We start from the raw sequence: 18941 nt of genomic DNA on the forward strand, positions 1-18941 counted from the left end.
TGAAGGCGTGCCGCTAGGGCTGTCCGGTTGACAACTCAGTGCCCACAGGAAAACCAGGGATGTCACCGTAGGTGCGGTCGGCCATGCGGCACTCTAGGGCACAGGAGCGACAGTCGGTCACGGTGTCACGTTCCGTTAAGCCGTAGTGAGACACCTTCGGTCGATGCGAGGCGCTGCAGGAAGTCAAGTTCTGAGATGACCTCGATCGAGTGGCCGGCCTCAAGGAGCGTGGCAGCCTTTTGGTGCTTGCTGCTGGTCTCGGCACCTGGCCTCAGGCGGCTGGGGTCCTGTTCGCCGATCACCAGCACGTTCGTCTTTTTCGAGACTCCAGCAACCGGCTGGCCTCCCACCTCGGCTACCAGGTGCCGTGCCTCATCGCGGCTCATGGTGAGCAGCGTGCCTGTGAAGCAGACCGTAAGCCCGTAGAAGGGACCATCTGGGTCGGCATCTGGGTTGGCGCCAGGGAGAGCAGATCGGGCCCTAGAGGTCGATGGAGGTTGGTAGCGGCAGCCCTTCCACTCGCCGCCGAAAAGAGCGCCGAACCTAGTCCTCGTAGCTTGTAGAAGCTCCGGCAGCGTGTCCACGCCGTGGGCGCGCTGCGCTGCGAGGGCGATAGTTGCCGCCGCCTGTGCGTCGGCCGCGGGATCGTGGTGGTCGAGAAACTGATGGCCAGCGGCTTCGGCGACCCAGGGGAGCGAGTACGAGATGAGCTGCCAGGTTCGACGGGCGACCACGAGGGTGCAGGCGTAGGTCAAGTTAGGCCAGGGCGAGTCCGTCAGATCGCATGCGTTCCTGATGACGCCCAAGTCGAAGGCGGCATTGTGAGCCACTACTGGCCGGTCATCGACAAAGTCAATGATCTCCTTGAGCGCTTGAGGCCAGTTGGGTGCGTTCTGGACATGCCGTGGGGTGATGCCATGCAGCGCCATGTTGAAGGGGGAGAAGTAGGCGGCCGAGGGCGGAGGCTGGATGTATGTGGTGTACCGCTCGCCAAGCATGCCGTCTTGCACTGCAACCATGGCAACGGCGCATGGGCTGCCGCGGTACTCGTTTGCCGTCTCAAAATCGATCGCCACCCATGATGTCATGATCAACGACCATAGTGTCGCTCGAAGTGCTGCTCGTTCCACCTTTCGGTCTGACCTCGGGTTCATCCACCTGCTCCATAGTCAGGCGGTCGTGCGAGGCCGCGATCGTCTGAGCGGCTGTCGCTGGTTAATCGACCGTCCAGCTGACTGGAGTCGTCGGAGGTTGTCGCTACGGTGGTCACCCCGTCGTCAATGATCAAGGACTCCCGATATGACTTCTGCCGTCGATGCCCCCGAGAACGAGCTCTCCATACCGTTGGACTACGTGCCAGGTGCACGCGGTCACGCCGTTCTGGCGATCGGACACGACGAAGCTGGTTCGGAGTCGCTGGCGGTGTGGCGACTTGGCGCGACCGGTCGTGCTGTGGGTGCCTGGGTTCTGCCGTTGAAGCAGCTGCAGCAGGATAACGAGTACTTTCAGCGGTTGATGGGCCTGCTGCGGGATAGATGCTTGGTCGACTGGGACACCGGTACTCCAGTTAGCGTGATCGATCGCCTCGCTGCCAACGTGCCGGCACAGCTGTCTGCCGCCCTCAAGCGGAACGTTGTGGCCATACCGGACCTGCTACAGGAGATGACCGAGCAACGTGCGGCCATCGTCTTGGTGGCGGACGACTACCGGCGAACTGCGAAGTCGAAGGTAGCGCCGCTGGTCTGGCCCAGCGAGGTTCCAAGTGTGGCGGAACTGAGGGAGCTCACTGCCGGGGCCCGGCGGGCGGCAGCATCGCCGGTGGCGGCTAGTGCGCTTGCCCTTAGCGCCGGCTTGGCCCGGGTCGCGCAGCTGTGGCAGGACACCGAGCAGGTGCGCTGTCGCCGGCGATATCTCCGATCCTTGAGCGAGCCGCGGCTGCTTCCGCCTCGTTGGCTGTCGATATTGCAGGCAGCTGCTGGCACGTCTGAATAAGCAGACTAGGAGCGCTGGCGCTGGCGGCACTGCGTCAGCCGTAAGTCAGCAACCGTTCAGCGAGACCCAATGCCAAGCAAGATCCGACAGTGGTAGGCAGGGCATACAACGGCATCAGACGCATCCGTTGGAGCTCAACGCGAATCAAGATCTACATCACACCAAGAGGTCGCCATGAGACTGAACCAGGGGCTTGAGGCTGTACCGACCGCGAGCGTGGACACAGCCACGCTTTGGAGCGCCGTTGGTACCGTCACCAGCGCCCTCGCGGCACTCGCCGCTCTCGTCGTTGCCTACCTGGCCTATAGGACAACGCAAACTGCCGCTAGCTCAACTGCGGCGCTGACAAGGATTGAGGCGAGACGCATCTGGGCCGAGACACTTCCGCAATTCAAGATCACGGCCGAGGCTCAGTCGGACACGTACGCCATGCTTCATGTTGAGCTGGTAGGCCCTCCCAGCCTCGACCGCCTCGACCAGATCCAGCTCTCGGTCCGAGATGACTACCACGCTCGTGGGGCGTCACAAATCGCAGGTGGCCCTAGCGCGGATCAGGTTGCGAACCATGTCTGGGGGCCGTACCGATTCAGGCACGGCATCGACGGAGGGTCGGAGAACGGCCGCGATGTCGCGCCGTTCAGCCTCCCGCTTGGCGAGGGCACCGACTTCGCCATGGATCGGCAGCTCCCGCCCCTCTGGAACACAAGTGGCACGGAAGCTTCCTGGCGGCGCGACTACGCCGGCAAGTCCGTCCGCCTACTTCTGCGGTGCACCCGCGACGGTTTCGAGCCATGGACAGTCCCTGCCGAGGTCCTCGTTACTCCACTTCCGAAGCAGGAGATCCCAGCGCAGGCTTCTGCTCGTTCCGGGAGCTGACCCCGGCCCGACCCCAACGAGAGGCCAGAGCTGCGCCCGGGGGCACGTGAACTTGCAGGCCGAAGCCAGGCAAGGACGCCGCAAGGTTCTCTGGAAAGCGCCGTGGCCGATGCGGGCCCGCTCTGCGGTCCGTGCCCAGTCCAGTGGCGGCTGAACGTGCCTGCCGAGGCAGCGGAGATACAGCAGGGAAGTACAGCAACCGATCGAGCTGCAACCGCTACCACGCGGCCCCCACGAGCCAGCCGATCTCGAGGGCAGCCGGAGCGGACTGAACCGCCCGGAGCTACGGATTAGAAGGCGTCCTGCGGAGCCTCGCGGGCACGACGAGCGGGCCGACCCGTGGCTAGCGTTACAGCGAAGAGCTGCCCTCTACCCGACTCCCGGTCACGAGAGTCGAAGCGACGTTGACCAGCAGGTTGCAGACCATCACATCCACCCCTCCCACAAGAGCCGAGACCATCAGCAGCAGCACAAAAAAGACGGCGGGCAGCGTGGCCTTCATGATCTTAGTGAGCTTCCCGCGACCGGCAGGCACCAGCCGCCCCAGAGGGCTCGGGAATCGAGTACAAGGCAGCTCTTCAGGGGCATCGTACCCGGTCCCAACAGCCTCCCAGCCGAGCCGGCGGCGTGCGGCGAGTGTGCAACTTGTGGTGGCGATCACCGGTGAGGAGCGGTCAACCGCGGGCCACGGTCATGGGTGCGGTAGGACTACCCATAGCAAGATCCCCACCTGCGAATCCGCTGGTGGGGATCTCTGTAGCCCGGCGAAAGGCTATGTGGCCAGGGGCGGGGTCGAACCGCCGACCTTCCGATTTTCAGTCGGACGCTCGTACCAACTGAGCTACCTGGCCGTGTTGCTCGGCTCATGCTACCCGCCAGCAGATCGAGCTGCTGACAGGATCACACGCTCCGATACGCAGAACGCCGCGCGAGGCGCGGCGTCAGCGCTGCGGTCCTGACGGGACTTGAACCCGCGACCTCCGCCTTGACAGGGCGGCGAGCACTCCAACTGCTCCACAGGACCTAGCTTGTGTTGCTCCGGCTTGCGCCGGTCGTGCCCCCAACGGGATTCGAACCCGTGCTACCGCCTTGAAAGGGCGGCGTCCTGGGCCGCTAGACGATGAGGGCGGCCCCGCCATCATTGCACATTCGCAACTTCAAGCGGACTTGCTCCCATCCGGCCCCGCCGGAGGCTTGGAAAGCATACGTGATGCCTGGCCGGTCGACAAAACCGGTATGGCCGGGGCCGTCGGGGAGCGCATAACCGCAGGTCAGGGTCCATCTGCCTTGAGCCGGGTGATGCCGTAGCGGTGCTTCAGGTCGGCGATCAGGTGCGGGCAGGCGGCGAGCGTCGCGGCCCGGTTTCCGCCCCCGTCGTGCAGCAGCACGATGGAGCCGGGACGTGCCGAGTTGTGGACCCGGTTGGCGATCGTGGTGGCGGTCGGCTTGTCCCAGTCCTGCGGGTCGACGGCCCAGTGCAGGGGGTGCATGCCGAGATCCTTGGCCACCGCGAGGACCTCTGGCGTCCACCGGCCACCGGGTTGGCGGTAGAAGGGCACCGGCGTGCCCGGGGCGGCCTTCTGGATGGCCTTGTTGGTGCGGGCCAGGTCGGCCTTGATGTCGGCGACCGGTCGACGGGCGAGGTCGAGGTCGTGCCGCCAGCTGTGGTTGCACAGTTGGTGGCCCTCCCGGACGATCCGCCGGATCAGCTCGGGGTGCCGCTGGGCCTCGAGGCCCACGACGCAGAAGGTGGCCGTCACGTGGGCCGCCTTCAGTTGGTCGAGCACCTTGGGCGTCCAGGCGGGGCTGGGCCCGTCGTCGAAGGTCAGCGCCACGGGCCGTACGCCGGTGTTGCGCCGGAGCCCGGCCGGGAGCTTCGCCGGCAGCGGTCGCAGCGGCGGTTTCGGCGGCTTGGTGCGGGTGGCGCTCGGGGTGGGCGTCGGCGTGGGGCTGGTGGTCGACTCGACGGGCAGCGGCGGCCCGGCGACGTGGATGGCAGTGTCTGGCTGGGCGCAACCGGACAAGACCAGCACCACGGCGAGGACGGACGCCAGGGCGGCGCGGGCTTGCATCTGTTCGCTCCCGGAGGGTCGGGGTGGGCGGACCACTCCGACGGTAGTGGAAGCGGCCGGGGAGCCGACAGGTCGGTCAGGCCTCTCGCGACTGGTCCAGCGAATCGCGGACCGCCACCGCCAGTGAGACCGCCTCGGCCAGGTCGACCGGCCGGACCACTCCGGCGGGCAGGCCATCGGCCCGCCAGCCCGGCCCGGCGGCGAGGATCAGCAGCGGGCGGCGGGGTGCGGCGAGCAGCGCGCTGAGTTGGTCCGGGTCGGCGGTGGCCCGGGTGTGTGACCAGAGGACCACGGCGGCCGGTCCGGTCCGGTTGACCGCCTCGACGAGGGCGGCCACCGGCACCCGGGCGCCCAGCATCCGGTAGCCCACCCCGGCCTCGGCGAGCGCGGCGGCCAGTGCCTCCAGGGGCAGGGTGTGCTGCTCCTCGTCGGCGCAGGAGAGCAGGATCCGGGCGGGCCCGGCGGGCGGGTTGGCCCGGCTGGCCGCGGCGAACGCCTCCGACACGCACCGGGAGACCAGGTGCTCCACCTCGATGAGGCCGGAGGTGGCGACATGCCGTTCGCCGATGCCGGCGAGCACCGGCCGCAGCAGGGTCTCCCAGGTGGCGACGACCCCGCTGGCGGCGATCGTGTGCGCGATCGTCTCGTTGATCACCGCCGCGTCCAGGCGCATGGCAGCGCGGGCCAGGCCCCGGGCCGCCGGGCCGGCGCGGCCCACCCCGATGGCGCCGCCGCCGTCGCGGCTCGCCGGACGGATCCGACCCGGGGGGACGGTGTCCAGGTGCGTGCGGTCCGGTCCCTGCCGGGCCCATTGAGCCGCCTCGGCCGGGCTGACGCCCTCGGCGGTCAGCCGCCGCATGGTTTCGAGGCGGGCCAGGTCGGCCGGCGTGTACCGGCGGTGATGGCCGGGCACGTGCTCGCTGGGCCCGAGCCCGTAGCGCTGGTGCCAGGTACGCAGCGTGGTGACCGCGACCCCCAGCCGGCGTGCCACGGCGCCCGCGCTCAACGCCTCATCGGCCACCCGACCGCTCCACCGCGTCGTCCGCCGGCGATCCGGGCGGGGTCGTGGTGGTGGAGCCGGGGGTGTCCGACGAGGACCCCGAGGGGCGCAACAGACGGTTCACCACCCCGCCCAGCCAGGGCGCGTACGAACGAGGGTCCCGGTCGAGGTCGGCTTCCAGGGCGGCCGGGTCGGCCCAGCGCAGCTCGGCCACCTCGTCCGGGTCGGGGCGCAGTGGCGCGACGGGCCGGAACTCGCCGCGCAGCACGTGGTCGTACTCGAACTCGACCCGACCGGTGGTGGGGTCCTCGGCGTAGTAGACGTAGACGCCCACCTGGGTCAGCTCGACCGGACCGGTGCCCAACTCCTCACGCAGCCGCCGGTTGGCCGCCTCGGTGAGCGACTCGCCCGGCCGGGGGTGGCCGCAGCAGGAGTTCGCCCACCGCAGCGGAAAGCGGGTCTTGACCGCGGCCCGTCGTTGCAACAGCACCTGGCCGTCCGGGTCGACGAGCATCACCGAGAATGCCCGGTGCAGTTGCCCCGGTGGTTGGTGTGCGGCGGCGACGGTGGTGTCGCCGTGGGCTCGCCCGTTGTCGTCGACCAGCTCGACGAGGTGGTCCTCGCGACTGCTCATCGTCCCTCCCCCGTGATCCGGCCGGCGGCCAGCTTGCCAGAGATCAACACCATCGGTACGCCCACGCCGGGTTGGGTGCCGGAGCCGACGAAGACGACGTTCGACAGGTGTCGGTGCAGGTTCGACGGGCGGAACGGCCCGGTCTGGAAGAGGGTGTGCGCGGCGGCGAACGGTGTGCCGGCGGCCATGCCCTGCTCGGCCCACTCGGCGGGGGTGATCGCCCGCAGCACCTCGACGCCGTCGCCGAACCCGACGTAGCCGCGCTCCTCCAGCGTCGCGATGAGCTGGTCGCCGTACCGCTGGGTCAGGTCGCCACGCCACTCGAAGGGCGCCCGATCGAGGTTCGGCACGGGCGCGAGCACGTAGTAGGTGTGCCGATCCGCTGGTGCCACCGACGGGTCGGTCCGGCTGGGATTGGTGACGAGCAGCGACGGATCGGTCATCAGCTCACCCCTGCGGATGACCTCATCGAAGGTGCCCTTCCACGCGCGTCCGAAGTGGATGTTGTGGTGGGCGATCTTCGCATAGCCCTGCCGCGAGCCGACGTGCAGGACGACGCAGGACGGCGAGTAGGTGAGGCGTCGCGCGGGCGCGGCGGGCAGCAGGTCCCGGTAGGCGACCGGCAGGTCCGGGTTGAGCACCACCACGTCCGCCGGCACCAGCTCGCCGTCGGCGGTCAGTACGCCGGTGGCCCGGCCGTTCGCGGTCTCCACCCGGGTCACCGTGGTGTCGTACCGGATCTGCACGCCGTGCTTCTCGGCCGCGCCGGCCATCGCGCGGGAGACCGCGTGGATGCCGCCCCGGGGGAAGTAGACCCCGGCAACCGAGTCGAGGTACGCGATGACCGCGTAAATGGCCAGCGCGTCGTGTGGGGCGAGCCCGGCGTACATCGCCTGGAAGGAGAAGATCCGCTGGGTGCGCGGGTCCCGGAAGAACTGGTTGATCTTGGTCTGGAGGCGGCGGAAGGCCCCACCGGTGAGCAGCTTGAGCAGGTTGCCGGTGAGCAGATCGGTCGGCGCGTCCAGGTTGCGCTCGATGAAGTCGGCCCGCTCCAGCCGCCACAGCTCGCGCGAGTAGTCGACGAAGCGCAGGTAGCCGTCGGCCTCCCGGGGACCGCAGACCCGGGAGATCTCAGCGGCCATCCGGGTGGTGTCGGTGCGTACGTCGAGGGTCGACCCGTCCGGATAGTACGCCCGGTACGCCGGGTCCAGCGGGGTCAGGTCGAGCCAGTCGCGCAGCTCCTCGCCGACGGCCCCGAGCGCCTCGGCGATGAGGTCGGGCATGGTGAGCACGGTCGGGCCGGTGTCGAACTCGTACCCGTCCACGGAGAGTCGGCCCGCGCGCCCGCCGGGGACCGGCTCGCGCTCCAGCACCGTCACCTGCCGGCCGCTGCCGGCGAGGTGCAGCGCACAGGCGAGCCCACCCAGCCCGGCGCCCACGACCACCACCCGGTCCGTCCGTCCCGTCACCGTCCGCACGTGACCACCTCCTCGAGATCCTCGGTCATCAGGCCCGCCGACTGGTGGCAGCGGTGGCCAACCCGGTCAGCGCGGTACGCGCCGTCCGGTCCACGGGCGCGCTGTCGAGCGCGGCCAGGGCATCGCCGACCCGCTCGGCGATCATCCGCTCCACCCGGGCCACCGCACCGGTCGCGGCGACCACGTCGGCGAGCCGTTCGACGGGTTCGCCGTCGGTCTGCTCCAGCGCCCGGAGCTGGCTCGGCGTGGCCAGTTGGCGGGCCAGCATGAGCAGCGTGGTGGGCTTGCCGACGCGCAGGTCGTCGCCGGCCGGTTTGCCGGTCGACTCCGGGTCGCCGTAGACGCCGAGCAGGTCGTCGCGGAGCTGGAACGCCTCGCCGACGGCCAGGCCGTAGCGGGTGTACGCGGTGACCAGCGCGTCGTCGACCGTCACCCCGGCCAGGCGGGCGCCGAACAGCAGCGGTCGCTGCACGGTGTAGCTGGCGGTCTTGTAGCGCGCTACGCGCAGCGCCCGATCGACCGACCAGCTTTCCGGGTCGTTCTCGCCGAGCACGTCCAGGTACTGCCCCGCGACCGTCTCGACCCGCATCTGGTCGTAGCAGCGGCGGACCTCGAACAGCCTCGCCGGGGTGATGGCGGTGCGGGCGAGCAGCTTGTCGGCCCAGACCATGCAGAGGTCGCCGATCAGCACGGCGGCGGCCTCGCCGAACCGGTCCGGGTCGCCCCGGTGACCGGCGGCGACGTGCTGGGCGGCGAGCGCGACGTGTGCCGTGGGCCGGCCGCGACGGGTGGTGGAGGCGTCCATCACGTCGTCGTGGACCAGCGCGAAGGTGTGCAGCAGTTCGAGCGCGGCCAGCGCGGGCAGGACTGCGGGGAGCGGTTCGTCGCCACCGACGGCCCCGCGCCAGCCCCAGTAGCCGAACGTGGACCGGATCCGCTTTCCGCCCGACAGCACGGCCGCGCGTGCGGCGGACGCGAATCCGCCCATGGCTGCGTCGATCTCGGTGAGTGTGTCGACCTCGGCGGTGAGGAAGGTGGAGAGGGTCTCGTCGACCGCAGTGATCAGGTCCTGGGTGTAAGCGGCCAGGACAGCGCGGACCGGGTCGTCCCGCTCGCCTGGCTCCGTCGGCGCCACACGTACCGCGTTGCCCGCAACTGCGTCGTTGGCCATGTGGACGAGCGTACCCTAGGGTACGAGTTGCGTCGATTGGTGCGTCGATATTTGAGGAGGGCCCGTGGACACCGATCTCACCGCTGCCTATGACCGGTGCCGTGAGCTGCACAAACGTCACGGCCGCACCTACTATCTCGCCACCCGGCTGCTCCCCGCGTGGAAACGGCGACACGTGCACGCCCTCTACGGATTCACGCGGTACGCCGACGAGATCGTCGACAGCACCGAGGCCCTCCCACCTGCCGAGCGGGCCGCCCTGCTCGACGACTGGGCCAGCCGGTTCGTGGCTGGCCTGCACGGCGCGTCGGTTGACGACCCGCTGCTGCCGGCCGTGCTGCACACGATCGCCATCTTCGATCTGGACCGGGACGACTTCGCGTCGTTTCTCAAGAGCATGGCGATGGACCTGACGGTCACCTCGTACCCGACATACGACCACCTGCTCGACTACATGGAGGGTTCGGCGGCGGTGATCGGCACGATGATGTTGCCGATCCTGGGCAGCTCCGACCCGGCGGCGGCCCGCGAGCCGGCCCGGCAGCTCGGCTTCGCCTTCCAGCTCACCAACTTCATCCGGGACGTCGCCGAGGACCTCGACCGGGGCCGCACCTACCTCCCTGACGAGGACCTGGCGAAGTTCGGCGTCACCCGCGAGGAGCTGATCGAGGCCCGCGACCGAGGGCAGGGCACGCCCCGCACCCGCGAGTTGATCGAGTACGAGGTGACCCGGGCCCAGGCGCACTACGCCGCCGCCGCGCCCGGCATCACCATGCTCGCTCCCGCCTCGCAGGCGTGCATGCGCACGGCGTACGCGCTCTACGGCGGCATCCTCGACGAGGTGGCCGCGCAGGACTACGACGTGTTCGCCCGTCGCGCCCTGGTGCCGCAGCGGCGACGGATGGCGGTGGCCGCGCGTGCTCTGCTGACGTCGACGGGTACCCCGGTCACGATCCCGGGCCCGACGGTCCAGCCGGCGGCCCCGTGAGCGGGGGCACCGCGGTCGTGCTCTTCACCCGCGACCTGCGGGTACACGACCACCCGGCGCTGGCGACGACCTGCGCGGCGTTCGACCGGGTGGTGCCGTTGTACGTGCTCGACCCGACCCTGGCCGGGTTGTCGGCCAACCGCACCCGGTTCCTGCACCAGGCGCTCGCCGACCTGCGGGACGCGCTGCGCGAGCGCGGCGGCGACCTGGTGGTGCGGCGCGGCGACCCGGTGGCCGAGACGATCGGGCTGGCCGGCAAGGTCGGTGCCACCGCCGTGGCGCTCTCCGCCGACGTCAGCCACTACGCCCGCCGGCGGGAGCGCCGACTGCGGGCCGAGTGCGAGCGGCACCGGCTGCACCTGCGGCTCTTTCCGGGGCTGACGGTCGTCGAGCCGGGCGCCCTGCGGCCCGGCGGCGGAGGCGACCACTACCGGGTGTTCAGCCCCTACCACCGGGCGTGGGCCGCCGCCCGGTGGCGCGAGGAGCTGGCCGCGCCGCGCCGCATCGTGCTGCCCGACGGGGTGAGCGTGGGCGGGTTGCCGGCGCTGCCGGCGGGGGAGTCACCGGACGCGGCCGTCGGCGGCGAACGCGTCGCCCGGCAGCGGCTCGCCGACTGGCTGCCCGAGCTGGGCCGGTACGACGACCAGCACGACGACATGGCCGGCGACGACACCTCCCGCCTCAGCCCGTACCTGCGCTTCGGTTGCGTGTCGCCGCTGTCGGTGGCCAACCGGGCCGGCGACCGGTCCGGTCCGTTCGTGCGGCAGATCTGCTGGCGCGACTTCTACTACCAGGTCACCGCCGCGTTCCCGCAGATCTCGACGGCCGCGTACCGGCGGGGCGCCACCGAAGAGTGGCGCTACGACGATGACGCCCGCACGGCCTGGGCCGAGGGCCGGACGGGCATGCCGATCGTGGACGCCGGGATGCGGCAGATGCGGGCCCAGGGTTGGCAGCACAACCGGGCCCGGCTGATCACCGCCGGTTACCTCACCAAGCACCTGGGGCAGGACTGGCGGGCCGGCGTACAGGTCTTCTTCCGCTGGCTCCTCGACGGCGACGTGGCCAACAACTCCGGCAACTGGCAGTGGGTCGCCGGCACCGGTAACGACACCAAGCCGTACCGGGGGTTCAACCCGGTCCGGCAGGCCGAGCGGTACGACCCGGCCGGCGACTACGTACGCCGGTGGGTGCCGGAGTTGGCGCAGGTGTCGGGCAAGGCCATCCACCAGCCGTGGAAGCTGCCCGACGACCTTCGCCGCGCGCTTGACTATCCGCCGCCGCTCACCGTGCCCGGCACCGATCCGGTCTGGCTGCGCTGATCAGAGGCAGGAGTGCAGCACCTCGGCCAACTCGTCGACCCGGTCGTGTTCGGCGAGCTGTGCCGTGACGTACGCGAGCGTGTAGCCGCGTACCGGGTCGGCCCAGGCGCTGCTGCCGCCGAGCCCGCCCATGCCCCAACTGAGGTCGGGTTCCCACTGCATGCCCAGCGTCCACCGGACCCGGCGGTCCAGCACCACGTCCGGGCCGTCGTACTGGACCCGGGTCGCCTCGTCGAGAAGGGCGGGGCTGAACAGCCGTACGCCGTCCAGGACGCCGCCGGCCAGCAGGCCCGCGTAGAGCCGGCCCAGGCCGACGGAGGTGGCGTGCAGGTTGACCGCCGGCATCTCGGCACCCCGCCACAGCGGACTGTTCAGCACGGCGAGGTCCAGCCCACCGGCCGGGTTGCCCAACGCCCTCGCCCGCAGGGTCTCCGGCTCGCCCAGTTTGCGGATCGGCCACTCCGGGTCGCCGTAGCGCAGGTCCGCGCAGCGCCGTTGGTCCGTCTCGGCCAGCCCGAACCCGAGGTCGAGCTGCCACGGGCCGGCGATCTCGTCGGCGAGGAAGCGGCCCACGCTGCGGCCGTCCACCCGGCGGACCAGCTCGCCCACCAGGTGGCCGTACGTCCAGGCGTGCTCGCCGGCCAGCGTTCCGGGCGGCCATTCGGGGTCGGCGGCGGCCAGGTCGCCGGCGAGCAGCGCCCAGTCCGCGACCGCGCTGGCCGGCCGGGGCACCGGGAACGCCGGCAGCCCGGCGGTGTGCGACAACACGTGCCGCACGGTGGCCGGGGTACGGAACTCCGGCCAGTACCGCTGCACGGGCGAGTCCAGGTCGACCCGGCCCCGGTCGACGAGTAGCAGCAGGCACAGCGCGGCCACCGGCTTACCGACCGAGTAGACGTTGACCAGCGTGTCCGGTCGCCACGGTTGGCCGGACGGCCCGTCACCGGCGCGGAACCCGCCCACCAGGTCGACCACCGGCTGGCCGTCGTACCAGATGGTGAGGCTGGCACCGGTCTCCCGGCCGGCGGTCAGCAGGTCGTGGAAGCAGTCCCGGACGGGGGCGAAGCGTGCGTGCATCGGATCACCGTAGGCGCTCCGGAGCGGTACGCCCGCCGACTTTCCGGACCCCGGTGGTCGGGACGGTGCCGTTGGGGGATGCTGTTCCGGTGGCGGAGCCGGAGCTGGTGGATGTTGTCGTGGTGGGCCTCGGGGTGGGCGGCGAGGAGGTGGCCGAGCGACTCGCCGAGGCCGGCCTGAGCGTCGTCGGTGTCGAGCGGGACCTCGTCGGCGGCGAGTGCCCGTACTGGGGCTGCATCCCGAGCAAGATGATGATCAGGGCCGCCAACGCGCTCGCCGAGGCGCGTCGGGTCGACGGGCTGGCGGGCACGGCGCAGGTCCAGCCGGACTGGGCGCCGGTGGCGAAGCGGATCCGCGAGGAGGCCACCGACACCTGGGACGACAAGGTCGCGGTCGACCGGTTCACCGGCAAGGGTGGCCGGTTCGTCCGGGGTAGTGGCCGGCTCGACGGCCCGGCGCGCGTCCGCGTCGGCGACCAGGTGTTCCAGGCCCGGCACGGCATCGTCCTGGGCACCGGCACCCGGCCCTCGGTGCCGCCGATCGACGGCCTGGCCGACACGCCGTACTGGACCAACCACCAGGCGATCGAGGTCGAGGAGCTGCCGGAGTCGCTGCTGGTGCTCGGTGGTGGCGCGATCGGGCTGGAACTGGCCCAGGTCTTCGCGCGCTTCGGCGTCCGCGTCACCGTGGTGGAGGCGTTGGACCGGGTGCTGGCCGTGGAGGAGCCGGAGGCTTCCGACGTGGCCGCCGCCGCGCTGCGCGCCGACGGCGTCGAGATCCACACCGGGGTACGCGCCGAACGGGTCGACCATGACGGTGACCGTTTCACGCTGCACGGCGGTGGTGGGGCGGAGTTCACCGCCGAGCGCCTGCTCGTCGTCACCGGGCGTCGGGCGCACCTGGAGGAGTTGGGGCTGGACACCGTCGGCGTCGACGCCGAGCAGCGTTACCTGCCGGTGGACGACCGGATGCACGTCACCGAGGGCATCTGGGCGGTGGGTGACCTGACCGGCGAGGGGGCGTTCACGCACATCGCCATGTACCAGGCGGCCATCGTGGTGTCCGACGTCCTCGCCCACTACCGGCAGGCGACCGCCGGCCCGGACGCGAGCGGGACCGCCAGCGTGGTCGGCGGTGCGATGGGTTCCTCCAGTTCGCTGGCCGCCAGCGGATCGAGCGGCTCGGCCGGTACCGTCCCGCGCGCCGACTACCGCGCGCTGCCCCGGGTGACCTTCACCGATCCCGAGGTCGGCGCCGTGGGGCTGACCGAGCGGCAGGCCCGCGAACGCGGGATCAACGTGCAGGTCGGGTTCACCAAGCTCAGCAGCTCGACCCGGGGCTGGATCCACCGGGTCGGCGACGAGGGCTTCATCAAGCTCGTCGCGGACGCCGACCAGGGCGTGCTGATCGGCGCGACGTCGGTCGGCCCGGCCGGTGGCGAGGTGCTGTCGGCGCTCGTGGTGGCGGTGCACGCGGCCGTGCCGCTGAGCCAACTGCGGCACATGATCTACGCGTACCCCACGTTCCACCGTGCCATCGAGGACGCGCTGCGCGATCTGTCCTGACCACGAACCGGTTGAAGCCTGGCAAGCTGCGACAGTTGCACCGCAAAATCTGACCGTTTCACGGTTCATTTCTTTCATTTCTGTGACGTACGATTGCGGCCGTGACCAAGCGGTTGACTGAAGTTGCCAAGAAGGCGGGCGTCAGCGAGGCCACCGTCAGCCGGGTGCTCAACGGTCGGGACGGTGTCTCGGAGGCGACCCGGACGGCGGTGCTGACCGCGCTCGACGTGCTCGGCTACGAGCGGCCGACCAAGCTGCGCGGTGAGCGTGCCCGGCTGGTCGGGCTGGTGCTGCCCGAGTTGCAGAACCCGATCTTCCCAGCGCTCGCCGAGGTGGTGACCGGGACGCTCGCCCAGCGCGGCTACACGCCGGCCCTGTGCGCCCGCACCATCGGCGGCGTGTCCGAGATGGACTACGTCGAGATGCTCCTCGACCACCAGGTGTCCGGCGTGATCTTCGCCGGCGGCTCGTACGCGCTCGCCGACGCCCGGCACGACCACTACCGACGGCTGACCGACCGGGGCCTCCCGGTGGTGCTGGTCAACGCCGGTGTGGACGAGCTGGGCTTTCCCCGGGTCTCGACCGACGACGCGGTGGCGGTGGAGCAGGCGTACGGGCATCTGCGCTCGCTCGGCCACGAGCGGATCGGGATGGTGCTCGGCCCGGAGGGGCACGTGCCGTCCCGCCGCAAGCTGGACGCGATGGTGCAGGCCGCCGACTGGAGTGACGCCGAACGGGAGTGCGTCGAGCGTTCCAGCTTCTCGATGGAGGGCGCCCGGGTCGCCGCGACGAAGCTGGTCGAGCGGGGCGTGACCGGCATCATCTGCGCCAGCGACGTCCTGGCTCTGGGCACGATCCGGGCCGCCCGGCGGCTGGGTCGTGCGGTGCCGACGGACATCTCGGTGGTGGGCTTCGACGACTCCGCGTTCATGACCTGCACCGATCCGCCGCTGACCACTGTCCGGCAGCCGATCGAGACGATGGGACAGGCGGCGGTGGACCTGCTGGTGACCCAGATCGAGGGTGCCGGCGTCCTGCAGGACGAGCTGCTGTTCGAGCCGGAGCTGGTGGTCCGCGGCTCGACCGCGCCCGCACCCCGCCGGTGATCGCGCTCCTGGCCCACTGACCGACCTTCCCGAAGGCCGTCGACCGCTCTCGCGGTCGACGGCCTTTGTGGTGCGCAAGTAGCCGCATAACGGGCGCAATCCCGCATCCTGTCGTCGTCTGTCGCCCCGATGTCGAGTCCTTTCAAAACCTCGTCGACACCTTGCTGAAATGAGTCGTGCTCGTTACAGTGACTCCACTCACACCTGGCTTCGGCGCAGCTACAGGGCGTCAGGTCGTATCACCGCAGATCAGCGCATCTCATGGAGACACCCGTTCCCGAAGGGATGGACAGATGTCCGTACCGCAATACCGAAGGGCTGCGACGCTGGCGCTCGTGGCCGGCCTGGGGTTCAGCCTCACGGCATGCTCCACGAAGAGTGACGACAAGGACTCGACCGCCGGCGGCAAGGTCACCATCACCGTCGACTGCCAGCCGGTCGGCGCGCAGAAAGAGCTGTTGAAGAACTGGAACGACGACGTCGCCGAGTTCCAGAAGCAGAACCCGGACATCGTCATCAAGAGCGTGAGCGTCGGCGAGCAGTGCAACAACCCGCCGGACTTCACCGCCCGCCTGGCCGGCGGCACCGTGACCGACGTGTTCTACGGGTACATGACGGATCTTCAGCAGGTGCTCGACTCCGGTCAGGCGATGGACATCTCCCAGTACGTCAACAAGGACACGATCTCCACCTGGGACAGCGTCGACCCGGCGCTCAAGGAGGTCTTCACCGACGGCGGCAAGCTCTACGCCGTACCGGTGAAGAACTACTCGATGGGCCTGGTCTACAACAAGGTCCTGTTCCAGCAGGCCGGGTTGGACGTCAACAACCCGCCCAAGACGTGGGGCGAGGTCCGGGCCGCCGCCAAGAAGATCTCGGCACTCGGCAACGGCATCGCCGGCTACTCGGAGTACAGCGCCGGCAACACCGGCGGCTGGCACTTCACCTCGCTGCTCTACTCGCAGGGCGGCCAGGTGCTCACGGCCGACGGCAAGAAGGCCGACTTCAACAACCCGATGGGTAAGCAGGTCCTGCAGAACATCAAGGACATGCGGTACGGCGACAACAGCATGGGCTCCCGTCAGCTGCTCCAGTGGGGTGACCTGCTCACCAACGCCGGCGCGGGCAAGGTCGGCATGTTCATCGGCGCGCCGGACGCCACCCAGGCGATCGTCAGCCAGTTCCAGGGCAAGTTCCAGGACTGGGCGATGAGCCCGCTGCCCGGCCAGGACGGTCCGGCGAAGGGCACGCTCGGTGGCGGCGAGGGCTACTTCTTCAAGAAGGACCTCTCTCCCGAGCAGGTCAAGGCCGGTCTGAAGTGGATCGCGTACCAGAAGCTGACCCCCGGTAAGGGCCAGTTCGACTACGTGCGCGCCAAGCCGCAGAACTACCCGGTGGGTCTGCCGCAGCCGCTGCTGTTCGCCAACGGCAGTGAGGTGCAGAAGCAGGAACTCGAGCTGCGCAAGGCCAACGCCAACGTCGACACCACGAACTTCGCCCTCTTCGAGGCGACCCCGGTGCCGATCAAGGGCGAGCCGCGTAACGCCCAGGCGATCTACGCGGTGCTCGACGCCGCGATGTCCGGGGTGCTGACGAACCCGAACGCGAACATCGACGCGCTGCTCAAGACGGCCGAAGAAAAGGTCAACCAGCTCCTCGCCGCGGAGAGCTGATCCGCAGGTGTGGGGGCCGTCGCACCGGCCCCCACACCCCGGCGCCGAACCGTCCGCCCCACCGATCTCCGCAGGAGTGTGCCGTGGCGATCACCGCCGCCCCCCAGGCCCCCGGGAAACCGGGCCGCCCGATGCCGTCGTACGCGGCAGGGCCGAAGCAGCGTACGAGCCTCGGCCGCAAGGTACGGGACAACCTCACCGGGCACGCCTTCCTGATCGGCGCCGTGCTCTGCTTCCTGGTCTTCTCCTGGTACCCGATGGTCCGTGGCGTCGTCATGAGCTTCCAGCGGACCCGGCGCGGCGAGACGACCTGGGTGGGCTGGGACAACTACACCCGCCTCCTCGCCGACCCCAGTTTCTGGCCGGCATGGAAGAACACCTTCTACTTCACGCTGCTCGCGCTCGTGCTCGGGTACGCGGTGCCGTTCTTCGTGGCGATCCTGCTCAACGAGTTCCGGCACGCCAAGGGCTACCTGCGGATCCTGGTCTACCTGCCGGTGATGCTGCCGCCGGCCTCGGCCCTGTACCTCTTCAAGTTCTACGCGTACGACCCCAGCGAGGCCGGGCTGTTCAACGCGATCCTCAAGGCGCTGCACCTGCCGACGTCGCAGTGGATGCAGTCGCCGGAGATGACGATGCCGGCCATGGTGATCGCGTCCACCTGGATGAACATGGGCGGCGCTGTGCTGATCTACCTGGCGTCACTGCAGAACATCCCCGGCGAACTGTACGAGGCCGCCGAGCTCGACGGCGCCGGGATCTTCAAGCGGATCCGCCACGTGACGATCCCGCAGACCCGGCTCATCCTCGCGCTCCTGGCGATGATCCAGATCGTCGCCACGATGCAGCTCTTCATCGAGCCACTGATCCTCGCCAACGGCGCGGGCGCGGAGGATTCCGCGACCACCGTGGCGTACCTCATCTACCAGCACGGGTTCTTCCAGAACGACCTCAACGGCGCGGCCGCACTCGGCGTGCTCATGCTCGTGGTGCTGGCCGGCTTCTCCGCCGTGTACGTGCGGCTGACTGCGAAACAGGACTAGGACGGCGCGCAATGGCACAGGACTCCGGAACCCGGACCCTCATCTCGCATGCCCAGATCAGCCGAGGGCGCGGGCGGGTTATCTACTGGACGCTGCTGGTCGTCGTCGTGACGGCGTTCACGCTCGTCTTTATCGGGCCGCTCTACTGGATGGTCACCGGCGCGCTCAAGTCCGGCCAGGAGATCGCGCAGACCCCACCCACGCTGTTCCCGAAGGACCCGCAGCCGCAGAACTACATCGACGCCTGGAACAACCTGGAACTCGCCAAGCTGCTGTTCAACACGTTCTACTACGCGATCGGCGCGGTGCTGTTCCAGCTTGTCCTCGACGCGGCCGCCGCGTACTCGTTGTCGAAACTGCGACCGATCTTCGGCAACGTGATTCTCGGGCTGATGCTCGCCACGCTGATGATTCCGGCAATGGTGCTCATCGTCCCCCAGTACGTGACCGTGATCGACCTGCCGATCCTGCACATCAACCTGCTCGACTCGCCGTTCGCCATCTGGCTGCCGCTGGTGGCGAACGCATTCAACATCTTTCTGCTGAAGCGATTCTTCGATTCGATTCCCGAAGAATTGATGGCGGCGGCCCTGGTCGACGGGGCGACGTCGCTGCGGACGCTCTGGTCGATCATCCTGCCGATGTCCCGCCCGATCCTCGGCGTCGTCGCGATCCTGGCCATGACGGCGGTCTGGAAGGACTTCCTCTGGCCGAAGCTGGTCATGCCCTCACCGGAGACCCGGACGGTCAGTGTCGGCATCTACTCCTTCGCGGGCGGTACGCCCATGAACATCGTGATCGCCGCGTCGGTCATCGCCGCCATCCCGACCGTTATCGTCTTCCTGATCTTCCAGCGGAACATCATGTCTGGCCTGACCGCCGGCAGCATCAAGGGATAGCCACCACCGAAGACAGCGGAGCGAACAACGGCCGTTCGTCCGACA

At 69.5% G+C, this 18941-nt stretch carries 16 protein-coding genes, 3 tRNA genes and 2 pseudogenes; 10 read left to right on the top strand and 11 right to left on the bottom strand.

Features of this window, described 5'->3' with window-relative positions:
* Nucleotides 1–125: 125 nt before the first annotated feature.
* The gene (locus ACQP03_RS01035; protein WP_357132078.1) at nt 126–1088 is read right to left on the bottom strand and encodes an exonuclease domain-containing protein; all 963 of its coding nucleotides are present in this window, start codon (nt 1086–1088) and stop codon (nt 126–128) included.
* A gap of 211 nt (nt 1089–1299) precedes the next feature.
* Between ACQP03_RS01035 and ACQP03_RS01040 the strand changes: the two genes are divergently transcribed.
* Together ACQP03_RS01040 and ACQP03_RS01045 are read left to right on the top strand one after the other, a co-directional pair.
* Nucleotides 1300–1992 (top strand): DUF6218 family protein, encoded by a 693-nt coding sequence (locus ACQP03_RS01040; protein WP_433459891.1) that lies wholly within the window; start codon nt 1300–1302, stop codon nt 1990–1992.
* Between the two features lie 174 nt (nt 1993–2166).
* Complete coding sequence (locus ACQP03_RS01045; RefSeq protein WP_433459893.1) at nt 2167–2868, top strand: hypothetical protein; 702 nt, start codon at nt 2167–2169, stop codon at nt 2866–2868.
* Nucleotides 2869–3217: 349 nt separating this feature from the next.
* On the opposite strand, the gene ACQP03_RS01050 is transcribed toward ACQP03_RS01045, so the two are convergent.
* The 9 genes from ACQP03_RS01050 to ACQP03_RS01090 form a co-directional block, all read right to left on the bottom strand.
* The gene (locus ACQP03_RS01050; protein ID WP_357132072.1) at nt 3218–3370 is read right to left on the bottom strand and encodes a hypothetical protein; all 153 of its coding nucleotides are present in this window, start codon (nt 3368–3370) and stop codon (nt 3218–3220) included.
* A gap of 275 nt (nt 3371–3645) precedes the next feature.
* A tRNA-Phe gene (locus ACQP03_RS01055) sits at nt 3646–3719 on the bottom strand.
* Between the two features lie 99 nt (nt 3720–3818).
* A tRNA-Asp gene (locus ACQP03_RS01060) sits at nt 3819–3892 on the bottom strand.
* Between the two features lie 31 nt (nt 3893–3923).
* A tRNA-Glu gene (locus ACQP03_RS01065) sits at nt 3924–3996 on the bottom strand.
* Nucleotides 3997–4139: 143 nt separating this feature from the next.
* Nucleotides 4140–4940 carry a polysaccharide deacetylase family protein gene (locus ACQP03_RS01070; protein WP_357171659.1) on the bottom strand — a complete coding sequence of 267 codons (801 nt, stop codon included), beginning with the start codon at nt 4938–4940 and terminating at the stop codon, nt 4140–4142.
* Nucleotides 4941–5016: 76 nt separating this feature from the next.
* The gene (locus ACQP03_RS01075) at nt 5017–5961 is read right to left on the bottom strand and encodes a MerR family transcriptional regulator (RefSeq protein WP_433459897.1); all 945 of its coding nucleotides are present in this window, start codon (nt 5959–5961) and stop codon (nt 5017–5019) included.
* A complete protein-coding gene (idi, locus tag ACQP03_RS01080; RefSeq protein WP_357132063.1) occupies nt 5951–6574 on the bottom strand; it encodes an isopentenyl-diphosphate Delta-isomerase in 624 nt (207 codons plus the stop codon). The genes ACQP03_RS01075 and idi overlap by 11 nt, the downstream gene beginning before the upstream one ends.
* Nucleotides 6571–8052 carry a phytoene desaturase family protein gene (gene crtI, locus ACQP03_RS01085; RefSeq protein ID WP_357132060.1) on the bottom strand — a complete coding sequence of 494 codons (1482 nt, stop codon included), beginning with the start codon at nt 8050–8052 and terminating at the stop codon, nt 6571–6573. Before crtI ends, idi begins: the two co-directional genes overlap by 4 nt.
* Nucleotides 8053–8080: 28 nt before the next feature.
* On the bottom strand, nt 8081–9223 hold the full coding sequence (locus ACQP03_RS01090) for a polyprenyl synthetase family protein (RefSeq protein ID WP_357132057.1): 1143 nt from the start codon (nt 9221–9223) through the stop codon (nt 8081–8083).
* Between the two features lie 64 nt (nt 9224–9287).
* Here ACQP03_RS01090 and ACQP03_RS01095 point away from each other — a divergent pair, with 64 nt between their 5' ends.
* Both ACQP03_RS01095 and ACQP03_RS01100 read left to right on the top strand, forming a co-directional pair.
* Nucleotides 9288–10211, top strand: coding sequence for a phytoene/squalene synthase family protein (locus ACQP03_RS01095; RefSeq protein ID WP_357132054.1), 924 nt, complete (start codon nt 9288–9290; stop codon nt 10209–10211).
* The gene (locus tag ACQP03_RS01100; RefSeq protein WP_433459901.1) at nt 10208–11533 is read left to right on the top strand and encodes a cryptochrome/photolyase family protein; all 1326 of its coding nucleotides are present in this window, start codon (nt 10208–10210) and stop codon (nt 11531–11533) included. The genes ACQP03_RS01095 and ACQP03_RS01100 overlap by 4 nt, the downstream gene beginning before the upstream one ends.
* Here the strand turns inward: ACQP03_RS01100 and ACQP03_RS01105 are convergent, their stop codons facing one another.
* Nucleotides 11534–12610: a serine hydrolase domain-containing protein gene (locus ACQP03_RS01105; protein ID WP_433459903.1), complete on the bottom strand. Its 1077-nt coding sequence runs from the start codon at nt 12608–12610 to the stop codon at nt 11534–11536.
* Nucleotides 12611–12699: 89 nt separating this feature from the next.
* Here ACQP03_RS01105 and ACQP03_RS01110 point away from each other — a divergent pair.
* From ACQP03_RS01110 to ACQP03_RS01135, 6 genes and pseudogenes are all read left to right on the top strand, one after another.
* Nucleotides 12700–13684: pseudogene (locus tag ACQP03_RS01110) on the top strand (dihydrolipoyl dehydrogenase family protein); the annotation flags it as partial.
* Nucleotides 13685–13797: 113 nt separating this feature from the next.
* Nucleotides 13798–14175, top strand: a pseudogene (locus tag ACQP03_RS01115) (NAD(P)/FAD-dependent oxidoreductase); the annotation flags it as partial.
* A gap of 101 nt (nt 14176–14276) precedes the next feature.
* The gene (locus ACQP03_RS01120) at nt 14277–15281 is read left to right on the top strand and encodes a LacI family DNA-binding transcriptional regulator (protein WP_357171652.1); all 1005 of its coding nucleotides are present in this window, start codon (nt 14277–14279) and stop codon (nt 15279–15281) included.
* A 293-nt stretch (nt 15282–15574) separates the two neighbouring features.
* Nucleotides 15575–16954 carry an ABC transporter substrate-binding protein gene (locus ACQP03_RS01125; protein WP_357132038.1) on the top strand — a complete coding sequence of 460 codons (1380 nt, stop codon included), beginning with the start codon at nt 15575–15577 and terminating at the stop codon, nt 16952–16954.
* Nucleotides 16955–17037: 83 nt separating this feature from the next.
* Nucleotides 17038–17997, top strand: a complete 960-nt coding sequence (locus ACQP03_RS01130) for a carbohydrate ABC transporter permease (protein WP_357132035.1) — start codon at nt 17038–17040, stop codon at nt 17995–17997.
* A gap of 11 nt (nt 17998–18008) precedes the next feature.
* Nucleotides 18009–18896: a carbohydrate ABC transporter permease gene (locus ACQP03_RS01135; protein WP_357132032.1), complete on the top strand. Its 888-nt coding sequence runs from the start codon at nt 18009–18011 to the stop codon at nt 18894–18896.
* Nucleotides 18897–18941: the final 45 nt, after the last annotated feature.

This window comes from Micromonospora sp. CA-248212, assembly GCF_050948405.1.
Classification (GTDB): Bacteria; Actinomycetota; Actinomycetes; order Mycobacteriales; family Micromonosporaceae; genus Micromonospora.

Bases quoted from the DNA above. Each gene is read 5' to 3' on its own strand.
- ACQP03_RS01035 (WP_357132078.1), bottom strand. From the start codon at position 1,088: ATGACATCATGGGTGGCGATCGATTTTGAGACGGCAAACGAGTACCGC.
- ACQP03_RS01040 (WP_433459891.1), top strand. From the start codon at position 1,300: ATGACTTCTGCCGTCGATGCCCCCGAGAACGAGCTCTCCATACCGTTG.
- ACQP03_RS01045 (WP_433459893.1), top strand. From the start codon at position 2,167: ATGAGACTGAACCAGGGGCTTGAGGCTGTACCGACCGCGAGCGTGGAC.
- ACQP03_RS01050 (WP_357132072.1), bottom strand. From the start codon at position 3,370: ATGAAGGCCACGCTGCCCGCCGTCTTTTTTGTGCTGCTGCTGATGGTC.
- ACQP03_RS01070 (WP_357171659.1), bottom strand. From the start codon at position 4,940: ATGCAAGCCCGCGCCGCCCTGGCGTCCGTCCTCGCCGTGGTGCTGGTC.
- idi (WP_357132063.1), bottom strand. From the start codon at position 6,574: ATGAGCAGTCGCGAGGACCACCTCGTCGAGCTGGTCGACGACAACGGG.
- ACQP03_RS01090 (WP_357132057.1), bottom strand. From the start codon at position 9,223: ATGGCCAACGACGCAGTTGCGGGCAACGCGGTACGTGTGGCGCCGACG.
- ACQP03_RS01105 (WP_433459903.1), bottom strand. From the start codon at position 12,610: ATGCACGCACGCTTCGCCCCCGTCCGGGACTGCTTCCACGACCTGCTG.
- ACQP03_RS01125 (WP_357132038.1), top strand. From the start codon at position 15,575: ATGTCCGTACCGCAATACCGAAGGGCTGCGACGCTGGCGCTCGTGGCC.
- ACQP03_RS01135 (WP_357132032.1), top strand. From the start codon at position 18,009: ATGGCACAGGACTCCGGAACCCGGACCCTCATCTCGCATGCCCAGATC.